Genomic DNA, 19,820 nt, shown 5'->3' with positions numbered 1-19,820 from the left:
CCAGCGCCCCCGCACCCGCGGCCGCCCCGACACCGCGAACAGAATCGCTGCCACCGCGCAGAACGACAGCCAGAATCCCGCCGCCATCACCGCCCACGGATCGATCAGCAGCACGAGCCCCAGCGCCCATGCCAGCACGACCGAGCGCGCCAGATCGCGCCCGCTGACGAACGCCAGCGCGACCATGCCCGCCATCCACAGCGCGCGCTGCGCCGGCACATTGAAGCCGGCCAGCGCGGCATGCAGCGCGGCGATGCCGGCGCCCGTCGTCACCGCGACGATTTGCGCGGGCAACCGCAACGGCCAGTTGCGCCCGATCCATCCGGAACGGCGCCACACCGCACTCGCCAGCCAACTGGCCAGACCCGCGACGAAGCCGATATGCAAGCCCGAAATCGCCACCAGGTGACTCGTGCCGGTGGCGCGCATCAGCAGCCAGTCGGCGGCGCTGACTTCGTCCTGAGCGCCAATCGCCAGCGCGACGACAATCCCCCGATGTGGCGCGTCCGGCAACACCTCGTCGATCCGCGCACGCAGCACGGCGCGCCAGCGGTCCACGAGCACGCTCAGGCCACGCGCCCGGCCCGGCAAGCGCAGCGCGCGGGCCGGGCCGCTCACGTAACCGGTAGCCCGTACATTGCGCGCGAGCAGATTTGCTTCGGCATCGCGCACGCCGAAGTTCGCGTTGCCATGCGGGCGTTTGAGCCGCACGGTCAAACGCCAGCGATCGCCCGGTTCGAGCCGTGGCGGGGGAACGTCGGCATCGATCCACGACAGCTGGATTACGCGCGGAAAACGGACGGACGACGCAGCGGCGGACGCAGTCGCCGGTGTAGCAACGGGCGCCGAGGCCGTCTCGACTTCGAACAAAAACCGCGCGCCGTCGTCGTCGCGTGTCGGCAGGCCCTTGATGCTGCCGACGACCTCGATGTCGCGCCCCTCCCATGCAACAGGCAAGCTCGCCGCGAGCCGCAATTCCGCGCGCACGGCAGCGTAGCCGAAGCCCGCGCACGCTGCGGCGCACCACACCGCGGTCCACCCGGCGAACGACCGCACACACGCATCGAATCGCAAGCACCTCGCCAGCGCGCTCGAAATCGCAGCCCAGCCGATCAGCAACCGCACATGCCTCTCACGCCGCCAGCGCCACGCCGCCGCATCCCCTGCAACCGCCGGCCCCCGGCGCGCGACTCCCCCCGCATCGGCGCGCAACCCCCAAACCGCGACGGCAAACGCCACCGCGCCCAGCACAATCAATCCGCACCACGCCGCCCCATCCGGCAATGCGGCCTGCCGCTGCAGCCAGATCACGCCTAACGCAAACCCGCACCACCCTGCCCGCATTCGCCCTCCGTCCAGCCAACGCCAGACGACACAGCACCCGGCGAACAGGCGTCAGCGAGCCCGCCGGGCATGGGTGTCGCACGGCGCGAACCACTCAGACCATCGAGTTCGATTATGCAGAGGAAAGTGCGAGTCGCGGCAGCGCGGCGAGCGCGTTAGCCGTTGTGCCTAGGGCGGTTTGGTCGGTGCTCATGCCGCGCAGTTGTGCGAGGCCTGCGCCGATGCCCGGGATCTGCTCCGGTGAGTTGCGCTGCTTGTACATCCACGAGGGGGCGATGTCCGGCGCATCGGTTTCGACGACCAGCGCGTCGAACGGCAACTGCTCGGCAAGCCGACGGATTTGCCGTGCGCGCTCGAACGTCAGGTTGCCGCCGAAGCCCAGATGCATGCCCTGATCGATGTAGGCCTGAGCCTGCTGGAAACTACCGTTGAACGCGTGCGCGATGCCACCATGGATCTGATGCCGCCGCAGCCCTTTGATCACCTGATCCTGCGATTTGCGCACATGGCAGATCACTGGCAGGCCGAATTCGCGCGCGAGTTGCAGTTGACCGTTGTAGAAGAATTGCTGGCGCGCATCGTCGAGACCGTCGACGAAATAGTCGAGCCCGATCTCGCCGATGCCGACGAACCGCGGATCGTCCAGACTCGCCTCGATCTCGATGCGCAGCAGGTCGAGATCGCACTCGTCGGCGCCCGGCGTGAAGAGCGGATGAATCCCGAGCGCATACGCGCCGCCGTCGACCCGGTGCGCAAGCTCGCGCACCGCTGCAAAATTCTGCCGGCCGATCGCCGGAATCACGATCCGGGCGACGCCCGCGCTACGCGCCGCCGCCGCGACCACGTCGCGGTCGGCGTCGAATTCCGCAGCGTCGAGATGGCAGTGCGTATCGATCCACATGAAGTATCTCGAGAAATCAGTGGCGCAGCGACCCGCGGCGGCCTGCCGTCAGACCGGCACCGGCGGCTCTTCGTGCAGCACGCCGTCGCGCAGCCGCATGATGCGGTCGCAGCGGCCGGCCAGTTCCGGGTCGTGCGTGACGATCACGAAGCTCGTTTCGAGCGTTTGCGACAGTTCGAGCATCAGGTTGAACACGGTGTCGGCGGTGCCCCCGTCGAGGTTGCCGGTGGGTTCGTCGGCGAGCACGCAGGCGGGCCTCGTGACCAGCGCCCGCGCGATCGCCACACGCTGACGCTCGCCACCGGAAAGCTCGCCCGGACGATGTTTCGCGCGATGTCCCATGCCGACCCGCTCCAGCACCTGGAGCGCTTCGCGACGCGCGGCTTCGGTCGTCATGCGGCGAATCCGCAGTGGCATCGCGACGTTGTCGAGCGCGGAAAATTCCGGCAGCAGATGATGGAACTGGTAGACGAAACCGAGCGCGCGATTGCGCAAGTCGTTGCGTTCGCGCTCGGAGAGCTGCGTGAACGGCTTGCCCATCACCGACACATGACCGGCGCTCGGATCATCCAGACCGCCGAGCACATGCAGCAGCGTGCTCTTGCCGGAGCCCGACGCGCCGACGATCGCCAGCTTCTCGCCGCGCCGCACGTTCAGTTGCGTGTTGTTGAGCACCTGCACGTTCAGACCGCCCTGCACGAACGATTTGGAAATGCCGGTGGCTTCGAGCACGTACGGATGCTGCGCGGTGTCCTGAGTGGGCATGGATAGGTTGGCTAAACGGTCATTCATAGCGCAGCGCCTCCGCCGGACGGACTTTCGCGCCGCGCCAGCTCGGGTAAAGGGTCGCCACCGCCGACATCAGGAACGCGATGATGCCGATGCGCGCGACGTCGGCCGGAATCAGCTCCGACGGCAGTTCGCTGATGAAGTACACCGACGGCGGCAGGAACTGGACGCCGAGCAGATGCTCGATCATCGGCACGAGCCAGGGAATGCTCCACGCAATCAGGCAGCCGAGCGCGACGCCGGTCGCCGTGCCGATGAAGCCAATCGTCACGCCCTGCACGACGAAGATCTTCATGATCGAGCCGGGCTGCGCGCCGAGCGTGCGCAGGATCGCGATGTCGGCCTGCTTGTTGGTCACCGTCATCACCAGCGACGAGACCAGATTGAACGCGGCTACCGCGATGATCAGCGTGAGGATGATGAACATCATGCGCTTTTCGATCTGCACCGCCGAGAACCAGGTCTTGTTCTGCTGCGTCCAGTCGCGGATGTACAGATCGCCCGACAGGCTGCGCGCAAGCTCATGCGCGACTTCCGGCGCGCGCTGCATGTCGGTCAGACGCAGCCGCACGCCGGTCGGCGCGGGCAGGCGGAACAGCGCCTGCGCGTCCTTGATGTTGATCAGCGCGAGCGTGCTGTCGTACTCGTAATGCCCCGACTCGAAGATGCCCACCACCGTGAACTGCTTCAGCCGCGGCAGCATGCCGGCCGGCGTGATCGTGCCTTCGGGCGCGACCAGCGTGATCTTGTCGTTCAGCTGCACGCCGAGATTGGTGGCGAGGTCCGCGCCCAGCACGATGCCGAAGTCGCCCGCCACGAGATCGGTCAGCTTGCCACCTCTCATTTCCTTGCCGATGTCGGACACTTCCGGCTCGAGCGTCGGCTCGACGCCGCGCAGCGCGACGCCGCTCACGGCGTCCTGGCGCGTGAGCAGCGCCTGCGCTTCAACGTACGGCGCCGCGCCGATCACCTGCTTGTTCTGGCGCGCTTCTTTGGCCGTCAGTTGCCAGTCGGGCATCGACCCGGTCGGCGAAAAGATTTCGACATGCGCGAGCACCGACAGCATCCGGTCGCGCACCTCTTTCTGAAAGCCGTTCATCACCGACAACACGACGATCAGCGCCGCGACGCCGAGCGCGATGCCCGACATCGACACCAGCGCGATGAACGAAATGAAGCCGTTGCCGGTCGTGCGTTTGCCGGCGCGCGTGTAGCGCCAGCCTATCTGCCATTCGTAGGGAAATTTCAAGCGAATCCTTTTCTGCGTTCTTCGGCTGCGTTGTTCGGCCCAGCCATGTGGCTGCGCTACACCTTTGTGCTGCGCGCGAAAGAGGTGAAATATCTGTCGCGCGGCCCGAGCGTCGTGATCGTTGGTGTCGCCGTGGCGCCGATGGTTCCGGTGCCGCCGCGCTGGGTAGCGTTGTGTGGCAGCAAGATGCGCGCCGCTGCGATCCGCAGTGCACTGGGGCAGCCTCGCCGCCGTGGTTGTCGCCTCAGCCAACGCCGATGCCGCCGCCGATCAAGCGCGAAGTTTGCCATACAATGCCGCCGCCTCGCGCAAAGGCCGTACAGGAAAGGACCGGAGAAGCGGGCCCGTGGTGCGCGGTCGGGCCTGATCCGCCTCGACGGTCTCGTGGAAACCGGTCGGAATCCAGCCGGCCGTGACCGTGTTCGCATCGAGCGCCTGCACGACCAGTTCGAGCAGTTCCCGCTCGGTTTTGAGTTCACGCGGCATGCCGGTCTCCATCGGGATGTGCGCGGTGCCGCCGCGCGCGGCTGCTGCGCCGTCCCGCGCGGCAGGCCGCCCGGTGGGCCGGGCGCGCCGCGCGCCGTCGATAGGGAAGCTTGTGGTCGGAATACTCGCACTCTTTGCCCTACAATGCGCAGCATCATGCCCGCCAACCGTCTCCATCTGCTCCTGCCCTTCGCGCTGCCCGCCGCAGCGGACGCCTCCACCGCCCTTCACGACATCCAGAGCCCGGCCCTCGACCGGCTGATCGCGCGCGCGACGCTGGTCGAACGGGTGGTCGGCGAGGATTTTCAGCGCACGCTGCCACACGAACGCTGGGTGGCCCGCCAGTTCGGCGCCCTGCCGGGCGACGCCGCAGCCACCGACGAAGCGCCGCTCGCCCCGTACATGCTGCGCGCCGACGGCGGCGAGCCCGGCAGCGCGACGTGGGGCTGCGTGCAGCCGGTGCATGTGCGCATCGCGCACGATCACCTGGTGCTGATCGATCCCGCGTCGCTCGACCTGTCCGACGACGAGGCCCGCGCGCTGCTGGCGGTCGCCCGCCCGCTGATCCAGGAACTCGGCGTGCGCATCGAGGCGCCGAAACCCGCGCGCTGGTATCTGTCGGGCGACGGCTTCGGCACGCTGGCGGGCGCGTCGCCGTTGCGCGCGAGTGGCCGCAACATCGAAATCTGGCTGCCGCACGAAGCGCATTCCGGCGAGCGTTCGCGCGCCTGGATGAAGCTGCAGAACGAAGTGCAGATGGCGTGGTTCGAGCATCCGGTCAACGAAGCGCGCGAGGCGCGCGGGCTGCCGGCCGTCAACTCGATCTGGTTTCACGCGCAGGGCGCGGCGCAAGCGGTGCGCAGCCCGTTCGCACGCGTGTTGTCCGACGCCGCCGCGACGCGCGGCCTCGCGCTGAGCGCCGGCGTCGAAACCGGCGCGCCGCCGGCGTCGTTCGGCGGGCTGGCCGCATTTACCAGCCGTGCAGGTGGCGCAGGCGGTGCAAATGGACATTCATCCGCTGCACTCGCGAGCGCCGACACGAACAGCACGCTAGTCGAACTCGACCCGTTCTCCGCGCCCTACATCGAACAGGACTGGGCACGCTGGAACCACGCGTTCGCCACCGTGCAAACCGACTGGTTCGAACCAGCGCTGGCGGCACTGCAATCCGGCCGGCTCGACGAACTCGGCCTGACCCTGTGCGGCGATACCGGCTCGGTGACGCTCGCCGTCACGCACGGCGACCTGCGCAAATTCTGGCGGCGGCGCGTGCTGGCCTCGCTCCTGATCGAATGACTCATCGCCTGATCCACGGCCTTTCCGAATGACTCGAATCGTTACGCGCACCTGCTCCCCGGTCGACGCCGAAATCCTCACCCGCCACGGTCTGCATCCGGTGCTCGCGCGTCTGTACGCGGCGCGCGGGGTGTGCCTGCCCGATGAAATCGAAACCGGCCTCGCGCGGCTCGTGCCGCCCGCCGCGCTGAGGGGCTGCGAAGACGCCGCCGCGCTGCTCGCCGACGCGATCCAGCACAAGCGCCGCATGCTGGTGGTCGCCGACTACGACTGCGACGGCGCCACCGCCTGCGCGGTCGCGGTGCGCGGGCTGCGCATGTTCGGCGGCCAGATCGACTATCTGGTGCCGAACCGCTTCGAGTACGGCTACGGCCTCACGCCGGAGATCGTCGCGCTGGCCGCGCGCGGCGCATCCGGCCAGCCCGACCTGCTGATCACGGTCGATAACGGCATCGCCAGCGTCGACGGCGTCGCGGCGGCCAACGCGCTCGGCATCGACGTGCTGGTGACCGATCACCACCTGCCGGGCGACGAATTGCCGGCCGCCCGCGCGATCGTCAATCCGAACCAGCCGGGCTGCACGTTTCCGAGCAAGTGCATCGCGGGGGTCGGCGTGATGTTTTATGTGCTGCTCGCGTTGCGCGCGGAATTGCGCCGCCGCGGCGCGTTTAGCGATGCATTGCCCGAGCCGCGCCTGGACGGCCTGCTCGACCTGGTCGCGCTCGGCACGGTCGCCGACGTGGTCAAGCTCGACGGCAATAACCGCGTGCTGGTCGCGCAGGGTTTGCAGCGCATCCGCAAAGGCAGGATGCAGCCAGGCATCGCCGCCCTCTTTCGCGCCGCCGCGCGCGACGCCCGCAGCGCGTCGGGCTTCGACCTCGGCTTCGCGCTCGGGCCCCGGCTGAACGCGGCGGGGCGTCTGTCGGACATGTCGCTCGGGATCGAATGCCTGACCACCGACGACGTCGGCCGCGCGTGGGAGCTCGCGCAGCAACTCGACACGATGAACCGCGAACGCCGCGAGATCGAAGCCGGCATGCAGCAGCAGGCGCTCGACGACCTCTCGACGATCGACCCCGTCGGCGCGACCACCATCACGCTGTTCAATCCGGGCTGGCATCAGGGCGTGATCGGGATCGTCGCGGGCCGGCTGAAGGAGAAATTCCACCGGCCCTCGTTCACCTTCGCGCTCGCCGACGACAGCGGCCAGACCGTCAAAGGCTCGGGCCGCTCGATCGCGGGCTTCCATCTGCGCGACGCGCTCGACCTGATCTCGAAGCGCGAGCCGGACCTGATCGTCAAGTTCGGCGGCCACGCGATGGCCGCGGGCCTGACGCTCGCCGCCGCCGACGTGCCGCGTTTCAGCGCCGCGTTCGAAGCGGTCGGCCGCGAGTGGCTGTCCGCGAATGCGCTGTCGCGCACCGTGGAAACCGACGGCGAACTCGAGGACGCGTACTTCACCCCGCAATTCGTCGAAATGCTCGATGCGGCCGTATGGGGCCAGGGCTTTCCGGCGCCGGTGTTTTCGGGCGAATTCGACATCGCGTCGCAAGCGCTCGTCAAGGACAAGCATCTGAAGCTGCAACTCGTGCGCGGCCGCCAGCGCTTCAACGCGATCTGGTTCAATCACACCGACACGCTGCCCGCGCGCACCACCGTCGCTTACCGGCTGGCGAGCGACACGTGGAACGGGGTGTCGCGAGTGCAGCTGATCGTGGAGCATGCGGCGAGCTGATCCGGCCGGCCGGCGAGCCGCAGCGCCGCGCCGGCCAATCGCTGAAAATCTCCACAAAATCAAGTCCAAACACGCGCCCGAGCGCTCATGAGCCTGCGGCGCGGCGCCCCGATCGGCTATAATTTCCCCTTTTTACGAAGCTATAAAAGATCGACATGGAAGCGGAACGTCTCAACGCGATCGAAGCCTCTCTGGCGGACCTGCGCACCCGCGCGGCCGACCTACGGGGGTATCTTTGACTACGACGACAAAGCACTGCGTCTAATCGAAGTCAACCGGGAACTCGAAGACCCGGACGTCTGGAACGACTCGAAGCATGCCCAGGCCCTCGGCCGGGAAAAGAAGCTGCTCGACGACACGGTCGGCAAGCTCACGTCGCTGCACAACGACCTGCGCGACGCGCAGGATCTGTTCGACATGGCCCGTGAAGAAGGCGACGACGAAACGCTGCTCGCCTGCGAAGCCGATGCGCAAGCGCTCGAGTCGCGCGTGGCCGACATGGAATTCCGCCGGATGTTCGCGAACCCGGCCGACCCGAACAATGCGTTTCTCGACATCCAGGCCGGCGCCGGCGGCACCGAAGCGTGCGACTGGGCGTCGATGCTGCTGCGCCAGTATCTGCGCTACTGCGAACGCAAGGGCTTCAAGACCGAAGTGCTGGAGCAGACCGACGGCGACGTCGCGGGCATCAAGAACGCCACGATCAAGATCGAGGGCGAATACGCGTACGGCTTCCTGCGCACCGAAACCGGCGTGCACCGGCTCGTGCGCAAGTCGCCGTTCGACTCGTCGGGCGGCCGTCATACGTCGTTCTCGTCGGTGTTCGTGTACCCGGAGGTCGACGACTCGATCGAAGTGGACATCAACCCGGCCGATCTGCGTATCGACACGTACCGCGCGTCCGGCGCGGGCGGTCAGCACATCAACAAGACCGACTCCGCGGTGCGGATCACGCACATGCCGTCGGGCATCGTCGTGCAGTGCCAGAACGACCGTTCGCAGCACCGTAACCGCGCCGAAGCAATGGCGATGCTGAAATCGCGCCTGTACGAAGCGGAAATCCGCAAGCGTCAGGCCGAGCAGGACAAGCTCGAAGCCGGCAAGACCGATGTGGGCTGGGGTCATCAGATCCGCTCGTACGTGCTGGACAACAGCCGCATCAAGGATCTGCGCACCAACGTCGAAATCAGCAACACGAAGAGCGTGCTCGACGGCGACCTCGATCCGTTCATCAGCGCCAGCCTGAAACAGGGCGTTTGAGCGCAGCCGGCGCGGCCAGCCTAGCCGCGCGGCGTCTTCGCTGGTTCTTCGCTGTTTCTTTATACCGCCTGAGGTTTTTACACTGACTGGCCTCCCGCTTGCGGAGCACTCCGCGGCGGGCCACCGAATACCAAATCATCATGACTGAACCGACCCGGCCTAATGCGGCCCAGCCTACTGTCGTGCCCGAACTGGACGACAACAAGATCATCGCCGAGCGCCGCGAAAAGCTGCGCGAGTTGCGTGAACAAGGCGTCGCCTATCCGAACGACTTCCGCCCCACGCACCACGCCGAAGATCTGCAGGAACAGTACGAGCATGCCGACAAGGAAGCGCTCGAAGCGAATCCGCTCGAAGTCGCGATCGCCGGCCGCATGATGCTCAAGCGCGTGATGGGCAAGGCGAGCTTTGCAACCGTGCGCGACGGCTCGGGTCAGATCCAGTTCTTCATCACGCCCGCCGACGTCGGTCAGGAAACGTACGACGCCTTCAAGAAGTGGGACATGGGCGACATCGTCGCGGCGCGCGGCGTGCTGTTCCGCACCAACAAGGGCGAGCTGTCGGTGCGCTGCACCGAACTGCGTCTGCTGTCGAAGTCGCTGCGTCCGCTGCCGGACAAGTTCCATGGTCTGTCGGACCAGGAGATGAAGTATCGCCAGCGCTACGTCGATCTGATCGTCACGCCGGAGACGCGCAAGACCTTTGTCGCGCGCACGAAGGCCATCTCGTCGATCCGCAAGTTCATGGCCGACGCCGAGTTCATGGAAGTCGAAACGCCGATGCTGCACCCGATTCCGGGCGGCGCGGCGGCCAAGCCGTTCACCACGCATCACAACGCGCTCGACATGCAGATGTTCCTGCGCATCGCGCCGGAGCTGTATCTGAAGCGGCTGGTGGTCGGCGGCTTCGAGCGTGTGTTCGAGATCAACCGTAACTTCCGCAATGAGGGCGTGTCCGTGCGCCACAATCCGGAATTCACGATGATCGAGTTCTACGCTGCGTACACCGATTACAAATGGCTGATGGATTTCACCGAACAGCTGATTCGCCAGGCCGCGATCGACGCATTGGGCACGGCCACGATCACCTATCAGGGCCGCGAGCTGGATCTGGCCAAGCCGTTCCATCGGCTGACCATCACCCAGGCGATCCAGAAGTACGCGCCGCAGTACACGACCGAACAGCTCGCCGACAGCGCGTTCCTGCGCACCGAGCTGAAGAAGTTCGGCGTCGACGCGTCGCAGCCGCAGTTCCTGAATGCGGGCGTGGGCTCGCTGCAACTGGCGCTGTTCGAAGAGACCGCCGAGTCGCAATTGTGGGAACCGACCTACATCATCGACTACCCGATCGAGGTGTCGCCGCTCGCGCGCGCGTCGGACAAGGTCGATGGCATCACCGAGCGTTTCGAGCTGTTCATCACGGGCCGTGAGATCGCCAACGGCTTCTCCGAGCTGAACGATCCGGAAGATCAGGCCGCCCGCTTCAAGAAGCAGGTCGACCAGAAAGACGCCGGCGACGAAGAAGCGATGTTCTACGACGCCGACTACATCCGCGCGCTCGAATACGGTATGCCGCCGGCCGGCGGTTGCGGGATCGGCATCGACCGTCTGGTGATGATGCTGACCGACAGCCCGAGCATCCGCGACGTGATTCTGTTCCCGCATCTGCGCCGCGAAGACTGATCGTTACGCGGTTCGCCTCGAAGCAAACGCCCGGCTCGCTGCCGGGCGTTTTTCTTTGGGCGCGTGCAAGATGGCGCCGGAAAACTGCATGACGCCGGTGGTGACGGACCATTTGTAACCACCGGTAAAAGCTGCGCAAGGGCGGCTGCGTTGCCGCATCGAGCAGCTGTTGTGAACTTTGCGGAGAGCAAGCCATCGTGCGCGCGTTGCCAACGCATGGCCGGCTCGGCCTGCCGCGAGCGGTTACAAATTGAAACGCCGCCAGGATCGAATTTCGGGACACTCGGTCTCAATAGAGTCGACTCTGCCAGAGACGGAGGTCAACATGGACAATCCCGATAACCGAACCACACAGCCGCGCCGTCTTCATCCGCTGATCGCGGCTGCGGCGGCCGCCGTGATCATCGCGAGTCTCGCCGGGACTGCGGCTGTCACAGGTCTGTTCTCGAAGGCGTCGGGCACCGGCGCGCAAACCGATCAGACCCAGGCCGCGCAAGTGACCGCCCAACAACAAGGCCAACCACCAGTCGTCGATTCGGCGGCGCCTGTCAATGGCGCGGCACAGCAGCCACAGTTCGCCCAACAACAGGCGCAGCCGGCGCCGCAGCAACTTCAACGAGCCGCGCCGCCCGAGCCAGCACCGGCACCGGCACCGCCACAGCAACAACTCGCCCAGCAGCAGCAAGCGCAGGCAGCCCCGCAGTACGCGCAACAGCCAGCGCCTCACCCGGCGTACTGCTCGACTTGCGGCACGGTCGTCGCTATCTCCGCAGTGCATCAGGAAGGTCACGGCACCGGGATCGGCGCGGTCGGCGGCGCGGTGGCCGGCGGCGTGGTCGGCAATCAGTTCGGCTCCGGCGGCGGCCGCACGGCGATGACGCTGCTCGGCGCGCTCGGCGGCGGTCTGGCCGGCAACTCGGTCGAAAAGCATATCCGCAGCTCGACGTCGTATTCGGTGCGGGTGCGGATGGAAAACGGCAAGATGCGCTACTTCACGTACCACGAAGCGCCGCCGTTCCAGCAAGGCCAGCACGTGCGAGTCGAAAACGGCACGCTGGTCGCGGGGTAGGCCATCGCGAACGCGAAGGCCCAGGGAGGCAGCCCGGCTTTGCGCGGGCGTTAAAAAGGCGATTCCGATGGAATCGCCTTTTTCTTTGCCGCCACACAGCCGGCAAGCGGGGAACTGGAGAACGCGTTTCAGTAATCCGCGTCTTCAATCCATGCAGCCTGAATCGCCTCGAGGATCTTTTCGTTCGAACGGTCGGGATCGTCGTCGAATCCGTCCAGCTGGGTGACCCAGCGGTGCAGGTCGGTGAAGCGCACCTGCTGCGGATCGATGTCCTGATGCTTGTCAGTCAGAGCCATCGCAATGTCTTGCGTGTCGGTCCACTTCATGGCTGCATCCTCCTTGTTAGTGGTTTTCCTTCGCGTGATTGATCGAATAACGCGGAATTTCGACGACCAGATCCTGGTCTGCCGGCGCTATCGCCTGGCACGACAGACGCGAGGCCGGTTCGAGCCCCCATGCCTTGTCCAGCAGATCGTCCTCGTCTTCCTCGGACGGCGTCAAGGCGGCGAAACCCTCACGCACGATCACGTGACAGGTCGTGCACGCGCAGGACTTCTCGCACGCATGCTCGATTTCGATGCCGTTATCGAGCAGGTTGTCGCAGATGCTCTTGCCGGGCACGGCGTCGATCACCGCGCCTTCCGGGCACAGTTCGACGTGGGGCAGCACAACGATTTGAGGCATACATTTTCCGTTTCGGTCTGAGGCACGGCGGCCGTCAACGGGCTCCGCACCATTTTACTGGCGCCATGGGGACTTTTTAAGTCCGCACGGCGCGCTTGAGGTTATGGACGGCGCACCGGCCGCCCGCCACACTCAGATCTCGTCGAGCTTGCGGCCGGCGAGCGCGCGGCGAATGCCCTTGTTCATGCGGCGGGCGGCGAATTCGTCGGTGCCTTCGGCGAGCGCTTTGGTCGCGGCTTCGATCGCATCGGCGTCGTCGCTTTGCGCGATGTCGCGCAGCGCGGTGAGCAGCGTGTCGAGCGCGGCGCGCTCGCTGTCGTCGAGCAATTCGGCGTCGGCGGCGAGCGCCGCGTCGGTGGCTTCCACCAGACGCCGCGCTTCGACCTGCGCCTCGCGCAGCGCACGCGCGCGCATGTCGACTTCGGCGGTCGAGAAGCTGTCTTCGAGCATGCGGGCGATGTCGTCGTCGGCGAGACCGTACGACGGCTTGACCACCACCGATGCTTCCACGCCCGAGCCCTGCTCACGCGCGAACACCGACAGCAGACCGTCGGCGTCCACCTGATAGGTCACGCGGATGCGCGCCGCGCCGGCGGCCATCGGCGGAATGCCGCGCAGTTCGAAACGAGCGAGCGAACGGCAGTCGCTGACGAGCTCGCGCTCGCCTTGCACGACGTGGATCGCCATCGCGGTCTGGCCGTCCTTGAAGGTCGTGAAATCCTGCGCGCGGGCGACCGGGATGGTCGAGTTGCGCGGGATGATCTTCTCGGTGAGCCCGCCCATCGTCTCGACGCCGAGCGACAGCGGAATCACGTCGAGCAGCAGCCAGTCGTCGCCATCGGCGCCGCGGTTGCCCGCGAGCAGATCGGCCTGGATCGCGGCGCCGAGCGCGACGACCTGATCCGGGTCGAGGTTGACGAGCGGCGGCTGGCCGAAGAACGCCTCGACCGCGCGCCGGATCACCGGCATGCGGGTCGCACCGCCGACCAGCACCACACCCTTGATTTCCTTCGTCGTCACTTTGGCGTCGCGCAGCGCCTTCCTGGTCGGGCCGAGCGTGCGCTGGACCAGCGCCTGACTGATCGCCTCGAAAGTGGCTTCAGTGATCGTCAGATCGAGCCTGGTGCCGTTCGAGAGCGTCGCCGCAAGGGTCGCCTCAGGCGCGGCGGACAGCGCCTCCTTGGCCTCGCGCACGCTGTCGAGCAGAAGGCGCACGTCCTCGGCTGCGAGCGATTGCCGCGCGATGCCCGCCTGCTCCAGCACGTGGCGATACAGCGCGTGATCGAAATCGTCCCCGCCTAGCGCGGAGTCGCCGCCCGCCGCGAGCACTTCGAACACGCCCTTGGTGAGCTTGAGAATCGACAGGTCGAAGGTGCCGCCACCCAGGTCGTACACCGCGTACAGACCCTCGGAGCCGTTGTCGAGGCCGTAGGCGATCGCGGCCGCGGTCGGCTCGTTCAAGAGACGCAGCACGTTCAGACCGGCCAGACGCGCGGCGTCCTTGGTCGCCTGGCGCTGCGCTTCGTCGAAATAAGCCGGCACCGTGATGACCGCGCCGACCAGTTCGTCGCCGAGCGTATCTTCGGCGCGCTGGCGCAGCGTCGCGAGAATTTCCGCCGACACTTCGACCGGGCTCTTCACGCCGTCGACTGTGCGGATCTGCACCATGCCCGGCGCGTCGATGAAATCGTACGGCGCGTTTTCGGCGCCCTCCACTTCCGCCTTGCCCCGGCCCATGAAGCGCTTGACCGAGACGATCGTGTTGCGCGGATCGCTCGCCGCCTCGGCCTTCGCCTTGCGGCCGATGCGGCGGCCGCCCTTTTCCAGGTAGCGCACCACCGACGGCAGCAGCACGTGGCCGTCCGCGTCGGGCAGCACGTCGGGCACGCCGCTGCGCACGGCGGCGACGAGGGAGTTGGTGGTGCCGAGATCTATGCCGACCGCCAGACGCCGCTGGTGAGGCGCCGGCGCCATGCCGGGTTCGGAGATTTGCAGTAAGGCCATCTGGATCTTCTCGGGGCTGCTGTGCCCCGTCCTGAATTTTTTCGCGTTGCTGGATGTAATGCTACGGCTGCGGGCAGTCGGCTGCTGGGCTCCTGCCGACGGCGCGCGCCGCGCTAAAACACTAGTTCTCGAGCCGCTCGATCTGCGCGTCGATTTCCGACGCCACCCGTTCGATGAACATCAATTGCCGCACCGCCTCGCCCGCCGCCTGATTCGCGCCGCTGTCGAGCGATGCGCCGAGCTTGTCGAAACGCATGCGCTCCTCGTCGCGCAGTTCGGTGAGCAACGCGTCGAGCGCGTCGACGTTCTTCGCCGCGGCGGCGTCTTCGATGCTTTCGCGCCACTCCATCTGCTGCATCAGGAACGCCGGCTCCATCGCCGTGTTGTTCTCCACGCCGACGTCGATACCGCGCAGCGACAGCAGATACCGCGCGCGCCTGAGCGGGTCGCGCAGCGTCTGATACGCCTCGTTGGCGCGCGTCGCCCATTGCATCGCAATGCGCTTTTGCGCGTCGCCGGCTGCCGCGAAGCGGTCCGGATGCACTTGCGCCTGGACCGTGCGGTAGGCGTGGTCGAGCGTTGCCTCGTCGAGCGCGAATTGCGCCGGCAGATGGAACAGATCGAAGTGGCTGTCTTTCAGCGAGGCCATCGGATAGAAGGAGTCCGTTCAGGAAAGCGCACCGGAGTGCTGGTCTAAAAACGCGGCGCGAAACTCGAAAACGCGGATCAAACTAAAAAGGCGGCCCGCGCCGCCTTTGATCCGCTGCACGCGGAAAGCTTCGAATCTACACGCGGAACGATTCGCCGCAGCCGCATTCGTCCTTCACGTTCGGGTTGTTGAACTTGAAGCCTTCGTTCAGCCCTTCACGCGCGAAGTCGAGTTCGGTGCCGTCGATATAGGCGAGGCTCTTCGGGTCGACGATGATCTTCACGCCATTGCATTCGAACACTTCGTCTTCGGGCGCGAGTTCATCCACGTACTCGAGCTTGTAGGCCAAACCGGAGCAACCGGTGGTGCGCACGCCGACACGCAGTCCGACGCCTTTGCCGCGACGGATCAGATACTTCTGGACGTGTTGTGCTGCCTTTTCGGTCAACGTAATTGCCATAGCGTTTCTCATTGCGCGGCGCGTGGCCGTCACCCGGATGTCGATCACCCATGTGACGGCTGGCGCGCTGCCACCCTGCCTGCATCAAATATCGCTCATGCTGGGCGGCGCTTTGGATCCGCGCCGTCCGCATCCATTCACTTGCCGCTCAGGCGTGCTGCTTCTCGCCTTCGACCACTGCTTCGCCGTGACGCTGCTTGTAGTCGGCGACCGCTGCCTTGATCGCGTCTTCCGCGAGGATCGAGCAGTGGATCTTCACCGGCGGCAGCGCCAGTTCTTCTGCGATCTGCGTGTTCTTGATCGACATCGCCTGATCGAGCGTCTTGCCCTTCACCCATTCGGTGACGAGCGAGCTCGACGCAATCGCCGAACCGCAGCCATACGTCTTGAATTTGGCGTCTTGGATGATGCCGTCCGCGCCCACGCGGATCTGCAGCTTCATCACGTCGCCGCAGGCCGGCGCGCCGACCATGCCGGTGCCGACCGCATCGTCGTCCTTCGCGAAGGAACCGACGTTGCGCGGGTTTTCGTAGTGATCCAGAACCTTGTCGCTATAAGCCATGATTACACTCCTTGATTCGTTTCAACCTGCAATTCGATGAATTCGACGTCGTCCATACGGCGCGTCAGTGCGCTGCCCACTGGATGGTCGAAATATCGATCCCGTCCTGGTGCATTTCCCACAGCGGCGACAGGTCGCGCAGCTTGGAAATCTTGCTCTTCAGCAGGTTGATCACGTAGTCGACATCCTGCTCGGTCGTGAAGCGGCCCACCGTGAAGCGGATCGAGCTGTGCGCGAGCTCGTCGTTGCGGCCCAGCGCGCGCAGCACGTACGACGGCTCCAGCGACGCCGACGTACAGGCCGAGCCCGACGACACCGCCACGTCCTTCACCGCCATGATCAGTGACTCGCCTTCGACGAAGTTGAAGCTGATGTTCAGGTTGTGCGGCACCCGCTTTTCCATGTCGCCGTTCACATACACTTCTTCCATTTCCGACAGGCCAGCCAGCAGACGGTCGCGCAGCATGCGCACACGCTCGTTTTCCGTCGCCATTTCTTCGCGCGCGATACGGAAGGCTTCGCCCATGCCCACGATCTGGTGCGTGGCCAGCGTGCCCGAGCGCATGCCGCGCTCGTGACCGCCGCCGTGCATCTGCGCCTCGATGCGGATACGCGGCTTGCGACGCACATACAGCGCACCGATACCCTTCGGACCGTAGGTCTTGTGCGCCGAGAACGACATCAGGTCGACCTTCAGCTTTTGCAGGTCGATTTCGATCTTGCCGGTGGCTTGCGCCGCGTCGACGTGGAAAATGATGCCCTTCGCGCGGGTGATTTCGCCGATCGCCTCGATGTCCTGGATCACGCCGATTTCGTTGTTCACCGACATCACCGACACCAGGATCGTGTCCGGACGCAATGCGGCCTTGAACTTCTCGAGGTCGATCAGACCGTCGTCCTGGACGTCCAGATACGTGACTTCGAAGCCTTCGCGTTCGAGTTCGCGACACGTGTCGAGCACGGCCTTGTGCTCGGTCTTCACCGTGACGATGTGCTTGCCCTTGCTCTTGTAGAAGTGCGCCGCGCCCTTGATCGCGAGGTTGTCCGACTCCGTGGCGCCCGAGGTCCAGATGATTTCGCGCGGGTCGGCGTTCACCAGCGCGGCGACGTCCTCACGCGCCTGTTCTACTGCGCGCTCCGCGTCCCAGCCATAGGAGTGGCTGCGCGATGCGGGGTTGCCGAACTGCTCGCGCAGATACGGAATCATCTTGTCCACCACGCGCGGATCGACGGGGGTCGTGGCGCTGTAGTCCATGTAGATGGGCAGATGGAGAGAGTCGTTGTTCATCAATTGCTCCGGGGACGTCATATGCTCTGGCTTCTGGGTTCTTTGTCAGGCTGCGGCGAGCAGTGAAAACCGCTCGATGCCGCGCCTCAGGATCCGGCCATGTTGAAAACGGAATTGGGCCCTTTCGGCGCGACGCGGACCGGTTCGACCGGCGGCGCTTCGTTGCGCCTGTCGCGCAGCACCGTCGGCGCGCCTTCGCGCGAACGCTGCTGATCGACCAGATCCTTCAGGGACACCGAATCGAGGTACTCGACCATTTTCTGGTTCAGCGTCGACCAAAGTTCATGCGTCATACAGTGGCCGTCGTGCTGCTTGGTGCCCTCGCACGAGCCCTTGCCGCCGCACTGGGTGGCGTCGAGCGGCTCGTCGACCGCGATGATGATGTCGGCCACCGTGACGTCTTCGGCGCGGCGGGCCAGATTGTAGCCGCCGCCCGGCCCGCGCACGGACTCGACGATTTCGTGACGACGCAGCTTGCCAAACAGCTGCTCGAGATAGGACAGGGAGATATGTTGGCGCTGGCTGATACCCGCAAGCGTCACCGGGCCCTGCTCCTGGCGCAGCGCCAGGTCAATCATCGCCGTGACGGCGAAACGGCCTTTCGTGGTGAGTCTCATATGATGTGGGAACCGCTATTCTCGACAAGTTTGGTCAAGTATAAATACATGAGCAATTTAGTCAAGTATACCCCTCTCAATTTTGTGTCATTTGCTTAATTGCTGGCGCCGCCTGGTGCGTTGCCGGCTGAAACCGTTAGCAATTGCGGACGCAAGGCGGCGATCAGCCCGCGGCAGGCGGCTTCGCACTGATCCAGCACCTGCTCGAAACCTTCCGCGCCGCCGAAGTAAGGATCGGCGACTTCGCGGGTTCCGCCCCAACGGCTGTCCGCTTCCGGCACGAACTCCATCAGCAGGCGGATCTTGTCGCGCATCCGGGGCGGGCAGATCTGCCGGAGCGCGGCGACGTTCTTGTCGTCCATCGCGATCAGCAGGTCGAAGCGCTCGAAGTCAGCTGCGCCGATCTGCCGGCCGCGCAACGCGGCCAGCTGGTAGCCCCGCTGTCCGGCCGCATGCTGCGCGCGTTCGTCGGGCGCGCAGCCGATGTGCCAGTCACCCGTGCCGGCGGAGTCGATCAGAATGCGCTCCGCGAGCTTCGCTTCTTCGACCAGATAACGCATCACACCCTCCGCAGTAGGTGAACGGCAGATGTTCCCGAGGCACACGAAACAGACTGACACGGTTTTCATCTGGAGTTCGGGCGCTTTCGCGCGAGGGTAAGACCGACGGTTAGCAAACGGTGCCGCGATTATACAAAGCGAGGCAGAATTTCGTCCGAGTCCGCTCCGGCGCGCTCAAGCGCGATGATGAAGCCGGCGTGCGTTTGATGCGCAGGTGGCGCGTGCGGGCCGCTTCGCCATATTCGCGCCGCGCTTGCCCCCTTAGGATGCTTCCGGTGGTATCGCGGTGGCCGCGCGGATTGGTTTAGCCGGCAGCGCCGCCGCGGCATCGATCATGCCGTACGACACCGCGCGCGCCAGTTCCGCAGTCAGTTGAGCTGCATCGAGGGGCGCCTGCGACGCGCGCGAGACCCCATTGCCAATGTGCAAATAAGCGAGCGCTGCGAGCGGTACAACAATGGCGAGGGGCCAATACACCGATATTGTCTTTTTCATGATGTCGTTTTCCAATTAGGGGCGCAGGAGTTTGTGGCCCACTATGCCCAGTCGAAATCCTATAGGAATTCGCAATCAGGAAAAACCCACTACCACGAGATACAGCGTTGCTTCAGGTGGAACAGTCGACAGCTGGTTTCGCTGCGTCACGGGCAAGCGGGCTGGCATGAAAAAGAATTCCTTACAAACACATACAAAGCCAGGCTAACGGATGGGGATAATAGCGGTCTTACAAAAGTAATCCTCACGCACTGGTCGTTCACATGAAACGTTTCGCACCACTCGCCGGCCTCGTCGTCGCTGGCCTGCTCGGCGGCTGCGCGGTCTATCCGGACAGCACATCTATGTACGGCAACGGTTACGGCACCTATGAAGGTTACGACGGCTACGCCGCCGGCGGGCCGGTCGTGCCGCAAACCAACGTCTATATGGGTTACAGCAATTATTCCGGTCCGGGCTATTACGGCGGCCCGGGACGCTATTACGGGCCGGGGCCCGGTTATCGGGGCTACCCCGACCATGGCCGGCCGAACAACGGCAACGACCGGGGCCATGACGACCACGGCGACAACGGTGGCCGGCATGGGCCGCAGAACGGTGGGCCGCCGCCTCAGGGGGCGGTCGGGGGGGGGGGCGGCCCCCCCGGGGGGGGGGGCCCCCCCCCCCCCGCGGGCGGGGCGCCCCCCCCGC

General features: G+C 65.5%; 21 protein-coding genes. 6 read left to right on the top strand and 15 right to left on the bottom strand.

The window, feature by feature from the left end:
• The 5 genes from PQR02_RS36370 to PQR02_RS36350 form a co-directional block, all read right to left on the bottom strand.
• Positions 1 to 1,344, bottom strand: a 1,344-nt coding sequence (locus tag PQR02_RS36370) for a ComEC/Rec2 family competence protein (protein ID WP_408242714.1), incomplete at its 3' end; no start/stop codon positions are given.
• A gap of 112 nt (positions 1,345 to 1,456) precedes the next feature.
• A complete protein-coding gene (locus tag PQR02_RS36365; protein ID WP_408242713.1) occupies positions 1,457 to 2,245 on the bottom strand; it encodes a TatD family hydrolase in 789 nt (262 codons plus the stop codon).
• 48 nt (positions 2,246 to 2,293) lie between these two features.
• Complete coding sequence (lolD, locus tag PQR02_RS36360; protein WP_408242712.1) at positions 2,294 to 3,037, bottom strand: lipoprotein-releasing ABC transporter ATP-binding protein LolD; 744 nt, start codon at positions 3,035 to 3,037, stop codon at positions 2,294 to 2,296.
• On the bottom strand, positions 3,030 to 4,283 hold the full coding sequence (locus PQR02_RS36355; protein ID WP_408242711.1) for a lipoprotein-releasing ABC transporter permease subunit: 1,254 nt from the start codon (positions 4,281 to 4,283) through the stop codon (positions 3,030 to 3,032). The genes lolD and PQR02_RS36355 overlap by 8 nt, the downstream gene beginning before the upstream one ends.
• A gap of 270 nt (positions 4,284 to 4,553) precedes the next feature.
• The gene (locus tag PQR02_RS36350; protein WP_408242710.1) at positions 4,554 to 4,769 is read right to left on the bottom strand and encodes a hypothetical protein; all 216 of its coding nucleotides are present in this window, start codon (positions 4,767 to 4,769) and stop codon (positions 4,554 to 4,556) included.
• A 144-nt stretch (positions 4,770 to 4,913) separates the two neighbouring features.
• Here PQR02_RS36350 and PQR02_RS36345 point away from each other — a divergent pair, with 144 nt between their 5' ends.
• The 5 genes from PQR02_RS36345 (at position 4,914) to PQR02_RS36325 (ending at position 11,811) form a co-directional block, all read left to right on the top strand.
• Positions 4,914 to 6,065, top strand: a complete 1,152-nt coding sequence (locus tag PQR02_RS36345) for a regulator (protein WP_408242709.1) — start codon at positions 4,914 to 4,916, stop codon at positions 6,063 to 6,065.
• 28 nt (positions 6,066 to 6,093) lie between these two features.
• Positions 6,094 to 7,800 (top strand): single-stranded-DNA-specific exonuclease RecJ, encoded by a 1,707-nt coding sequence (gene recJ / locus PQR02_RS36340; RefSeq protein WP_408242708.1) that lies wholly within the window; start codon positions 6,094 to 6,096, stop codon positions 7,798 to 7,800.
• A gap of 155 nt (positions 7,801 to 7,955) precedes the next feature.
• Positions 7,956 to 9,060, top strand: a protein-coding gene (gene prfB / locus PQR02_RS36335) for a peptide chain release factor 2 (RefSeq protein ID WP_408242707.1) whose coding sequence is annotated in 2 segments (ribosomal slippage) — positions 7,956 to 8,036 and positions 8,038 to 9,060 — 1,104 coding nt in all. Because the reading frame shifts where the segments join, the coding sequence is not laid out codon by codon here.
• A 140-nt stretch (positions 9,061 to 9,200) separates the two neighbouring features.
• Positions 9,201 to 10,742 (top strand): lysine--tRNA ligase, encoded by a 1,542-nt coding sequence (gene lysS, locus PQR02_RS36330; protein ID WP_408242706.1) that lies wholly within the window; start codon positions 9,201 to 9,203, stop codon positions 10,740 to 10,742.
• Between the two features lie 325 nt (positions 10,743 to 11,067).
• Positions 11,068 to 11,811 carry a glycine zipper 2TM domain-containing protein gene (locus tag PQR02_RS36325; protein ID WP_408242705.1) on the top strand — a complete coding sequence of 248 codons (744 nt, stop codon included), beginning with the start codon at positions 11,068 to 11,070 and terminating at the stop codon, positions 11,809 to 11,811.
• 128 nt (positions 11,812 to 11,939) lie between these two features.
• Here the strand turns inward: PQR02_RS36325 and iscX are convergent, their stop codons facing one another.
• From iscX to PQR02_RS36275, 10 genes are all read right to left on the bottom strand, one after another.
• Positions 11,940 to 12,137, bottom strand: coding sequence for a Fe-S cluster assembly protein IscX (iscX, locus tag PQR02_RS36320; RefSeq protein WP_408242704.1), 198 nt, complete (start codon positions 12,135 to 12,137; stop codon positions 11,940 to 11,942).
• Positions 12,138 to 12,153: 16 nt separating this feature from the next.
• Positions 12,154 to 12,495, bottom strand: coding sequence for an ISC system 2Fe-2S type ferredoxin (fdx, locus tag PQR02_RS36315; RefSeq protein ID WP_408242703.1), 342 nt, complete (start codon positions 12,493 to 12,495; stop codon positions 12,154 to 12,156).
• 132 nt (positions 12,496 to 12,627) lie between these two features.
• The gene (hscA, locus tag PQR02_RS36310) at positions 12,628 to 14,499 is read right to left on the bottom strand and encodes a Fe-S protein assembly chaperone HscA (RefSeq protein WP_408242702.1); all 1,872 of its coding nucleotides are present in this window, start codon (positions 14,497 to 14,499) and stop codon (positions 12,628 to 12,630) included.
• Positions 14,500 to 14,620: 121 nt separating this feature from the next.
• On the bottom strand, positions 14,621 to 15,148 hold the full coding sequence (gene hscB, locus PQR02_RS36305) for a Fe-S protein assembly co-chaperone HscB (protein WP_408242701.1): 528 nt from the start codon (positions 15,146 to 15,148) through the stop codon (positions 14,621 to 14,623).
• Between the two features lie 136 nt (positions 15,149 to 15,284).
• The gene (gene iscA / locus PQR02_RS36300) at positions 15,285 to 15,608 is read right to left on the bottom strand and encodes an iron-sulfur cluster assembly protein IscA (RefSeq protein ID WP_408242700.1); all 324 of its coding nucleotides are present in this window, start codon (positions 15,606 to 15,608) and stop codon (positions 15,285 to 15,287) included.
• 148 nt (positions 15,609 to 15,756) lie between these two features.
• The gene (iscU, locus tag PQR02_RS36295; RefSeq protein WP_408242699.1) at positions 15,757 to 16,170 is read right to left on the bottom strand and encodes a Fe-S cluster assembly scaffold IscU; all 414 of its coding nucleotides are present in this window, start codon (positions 16,168 to 16,170) and stop codon (positions 15,757 to 15,759) included.
• Positions 16,171 to 16,234: 64 nt separating this feature from the next.
• The gene (locus tag PQR02_RS36290) at positions 16,235 to 17,458 is read right to left on the bottom strand and encodes an IscS subfamily cysteine desulfurase (RefSeq protein WP_408242698.1); all 1,224 of its coding nucleotides are present in this window, start codon (positions 17,456 to 17,458) and stop codon (positions 16,235 to 16,237) included.
• 86 nt (positions 17,459 to 17,544) lie between these two features.
• Positions 17,545 to 18,075: a Fe-S cluster assembly transcriptional regulator IscR gene (gene iscR / locus PQR02_RS36285; protein WP_149668166.1), complete on the bottom strand. Its 531-nt coding sequence runs from the start codon at positions 18,073 to 18,075 to the stop codon at positions 17,545 to 17,547.
• 95 nt (positions 18,076 to 18,170) lie between these two features.
• On the bottom strand, positions 18,171 to 18,704 hold the full coding sequence (locus tag PQR02_RS36280) for a low molecular weight protein-tyrosine-phosphatase (RefSeq protein WP_408242697.1): 534 nt from the start codon (positions 18,702 to 18,704) through the stop codon (positions 18,171 to 18,173).
• A 192-nt stretch (positions 18,705 to 18,896) separates the two neighbouring features.
• A complete protein-coding gene (locus tag PQR02_RS36275; RefSeq protein WP_408242696.1) occupies positions 18,897 to 19,130 on the bottom strand; it encodes a hypothetical protein in 234 nt (77 codons plus the stop codon).
• A gap of 263 nt (positions 19,131 to 19,393) precedes the next feature.
• Here PQR02_RS36275 and PQR02_RS36270 point away from each other — a divergent pair.
• The coding region (locus PQR02_RS36270; protein ID WP_408242695.1) for a hypothetical protein at positions 19,394 to 19,820 on the top strand (427 nt) is incomplete at its 3' end.

This window comes from Paraburkholderia sediminicola (genome assembly GCF_046026895.1).
GTDB lineage: Bacteria > Pseudomonadota > Gammaproteobacteria > Burkholderiales > Burkholderiaceae > Paraburkholderia > Paraburkholderia sediminicola_C.
This window is presented reverse-complemented; position numbering and strand designations above follow the sequence as displayed.

Coding starts and splice junctions, on each gene's coding strand:
- PQR02_RS36365 (WP_408242713.1), bottom strand. CDS start 2,245: ATGTGGATCGATACGCACTGCCATCTCGACGCTGCGGAATTCGACGCC.
- lolD (WP_408242712.1), bottom strand. CDS start 3,037: ATGAATGACCGTTTAGCCAACCTATCCATGCCCACTCAGGACACCGCG.
- PQR02_RS36350 (WP_408242710.1), bottom strand. CDS start 4,769: ATGCCGCGTGAACTCAAAACCGAGCGGGAACTGCTCGAACTGGTCGTG.
- PQR02_RS36345 (WP_408242709.1), top strand. CDS start 4,914: ATGCGCAGCATCATGCCCGCCAACCGTCTCCATCTGCTCCTGCCCTTC.
- recJ (WP_408242708.1), top strand. CDS start 6,094: ATGACTCGAATCGTTACGCGCACCTGCTCCCCGGTCGACGCCGAAATC.
- lysS (WP_408242706.1), top strand. CDS start 9,201: ATGACTGAACCGACCCGGCCTAATGCGGCCCAGCCTACTGTCGTGCCC.
- PQR02_RS36325 (WP_408242705.1), top strand. CDS start 11,068: ATGGACAATCCCGATAACCGAACCACACAGCCGCGCCGTCTTCATCCG.
- iscX (WP_408242704.1), bottom strand. CDS start 12,137: ATGAAGTGGACCGACACGCAAGACATTGCGATGGCTCTGACTGACAAG.
- fdx (WP_408242703.1), bottom strand. CDS start 12,495: ATGCCTCAAATCGTTGTGCTGCCCCACGTCGAACTGTGCCCGGAAGGC.
- hscA (WP_408242702.1), bottom strand. CDS start 14,499: ATGGCCTTACTGCAAATCTCCGAACCCGGCATGGCGCCGGCGCCTCAC.
- hscB (WP_408242701.1), bottom strand. CDS start 15,148: ATGGCCTCGCTGAAAGACAGCCACTTCGATCTGTTCCATCTGCCGGCG.
- iscA (WP_408242700.1), bottom strand. CDS start 15,608: ATGGCAATTACGTTGACCGAAAAGGCAGCACAACACGTCCAGAAGTAT.
- iscU (WP_408242699.1), bottom strand. CDS start 16,170: ATGGCTTATAGCGACAAGGTTCTGGATCACTACGAAAACCCGCGCAAC.
- PQR02_RS36290 (WP_408242698.1), bottom strand. CDS start 17,458: ATGAACAACGACTCTCTCCATCTGCCCATCTACATGGACTACAGCGCC.
- iscR (WP_149668166.1), bottom strand. CDS start 18,075: ATGAGACTCACCACGAAAGGCCGTTTCGCCGTCACGGCGATGATTGAC.
- PQR02_RS36280 (WP_408242697.1), bottom strand. CDS start 18,704: ATGAAAACCGTGTCAGTCTGTTTCGTGTGCCTCGGGAACATCTGCCGT.
- PQR02_RS36275 (WP_408242696.1), bottom strand. CDS start 19,130: ATGAAAAAGACAATATCGGTGTATTGGCCCCTCGCCATTGTTGTACCG.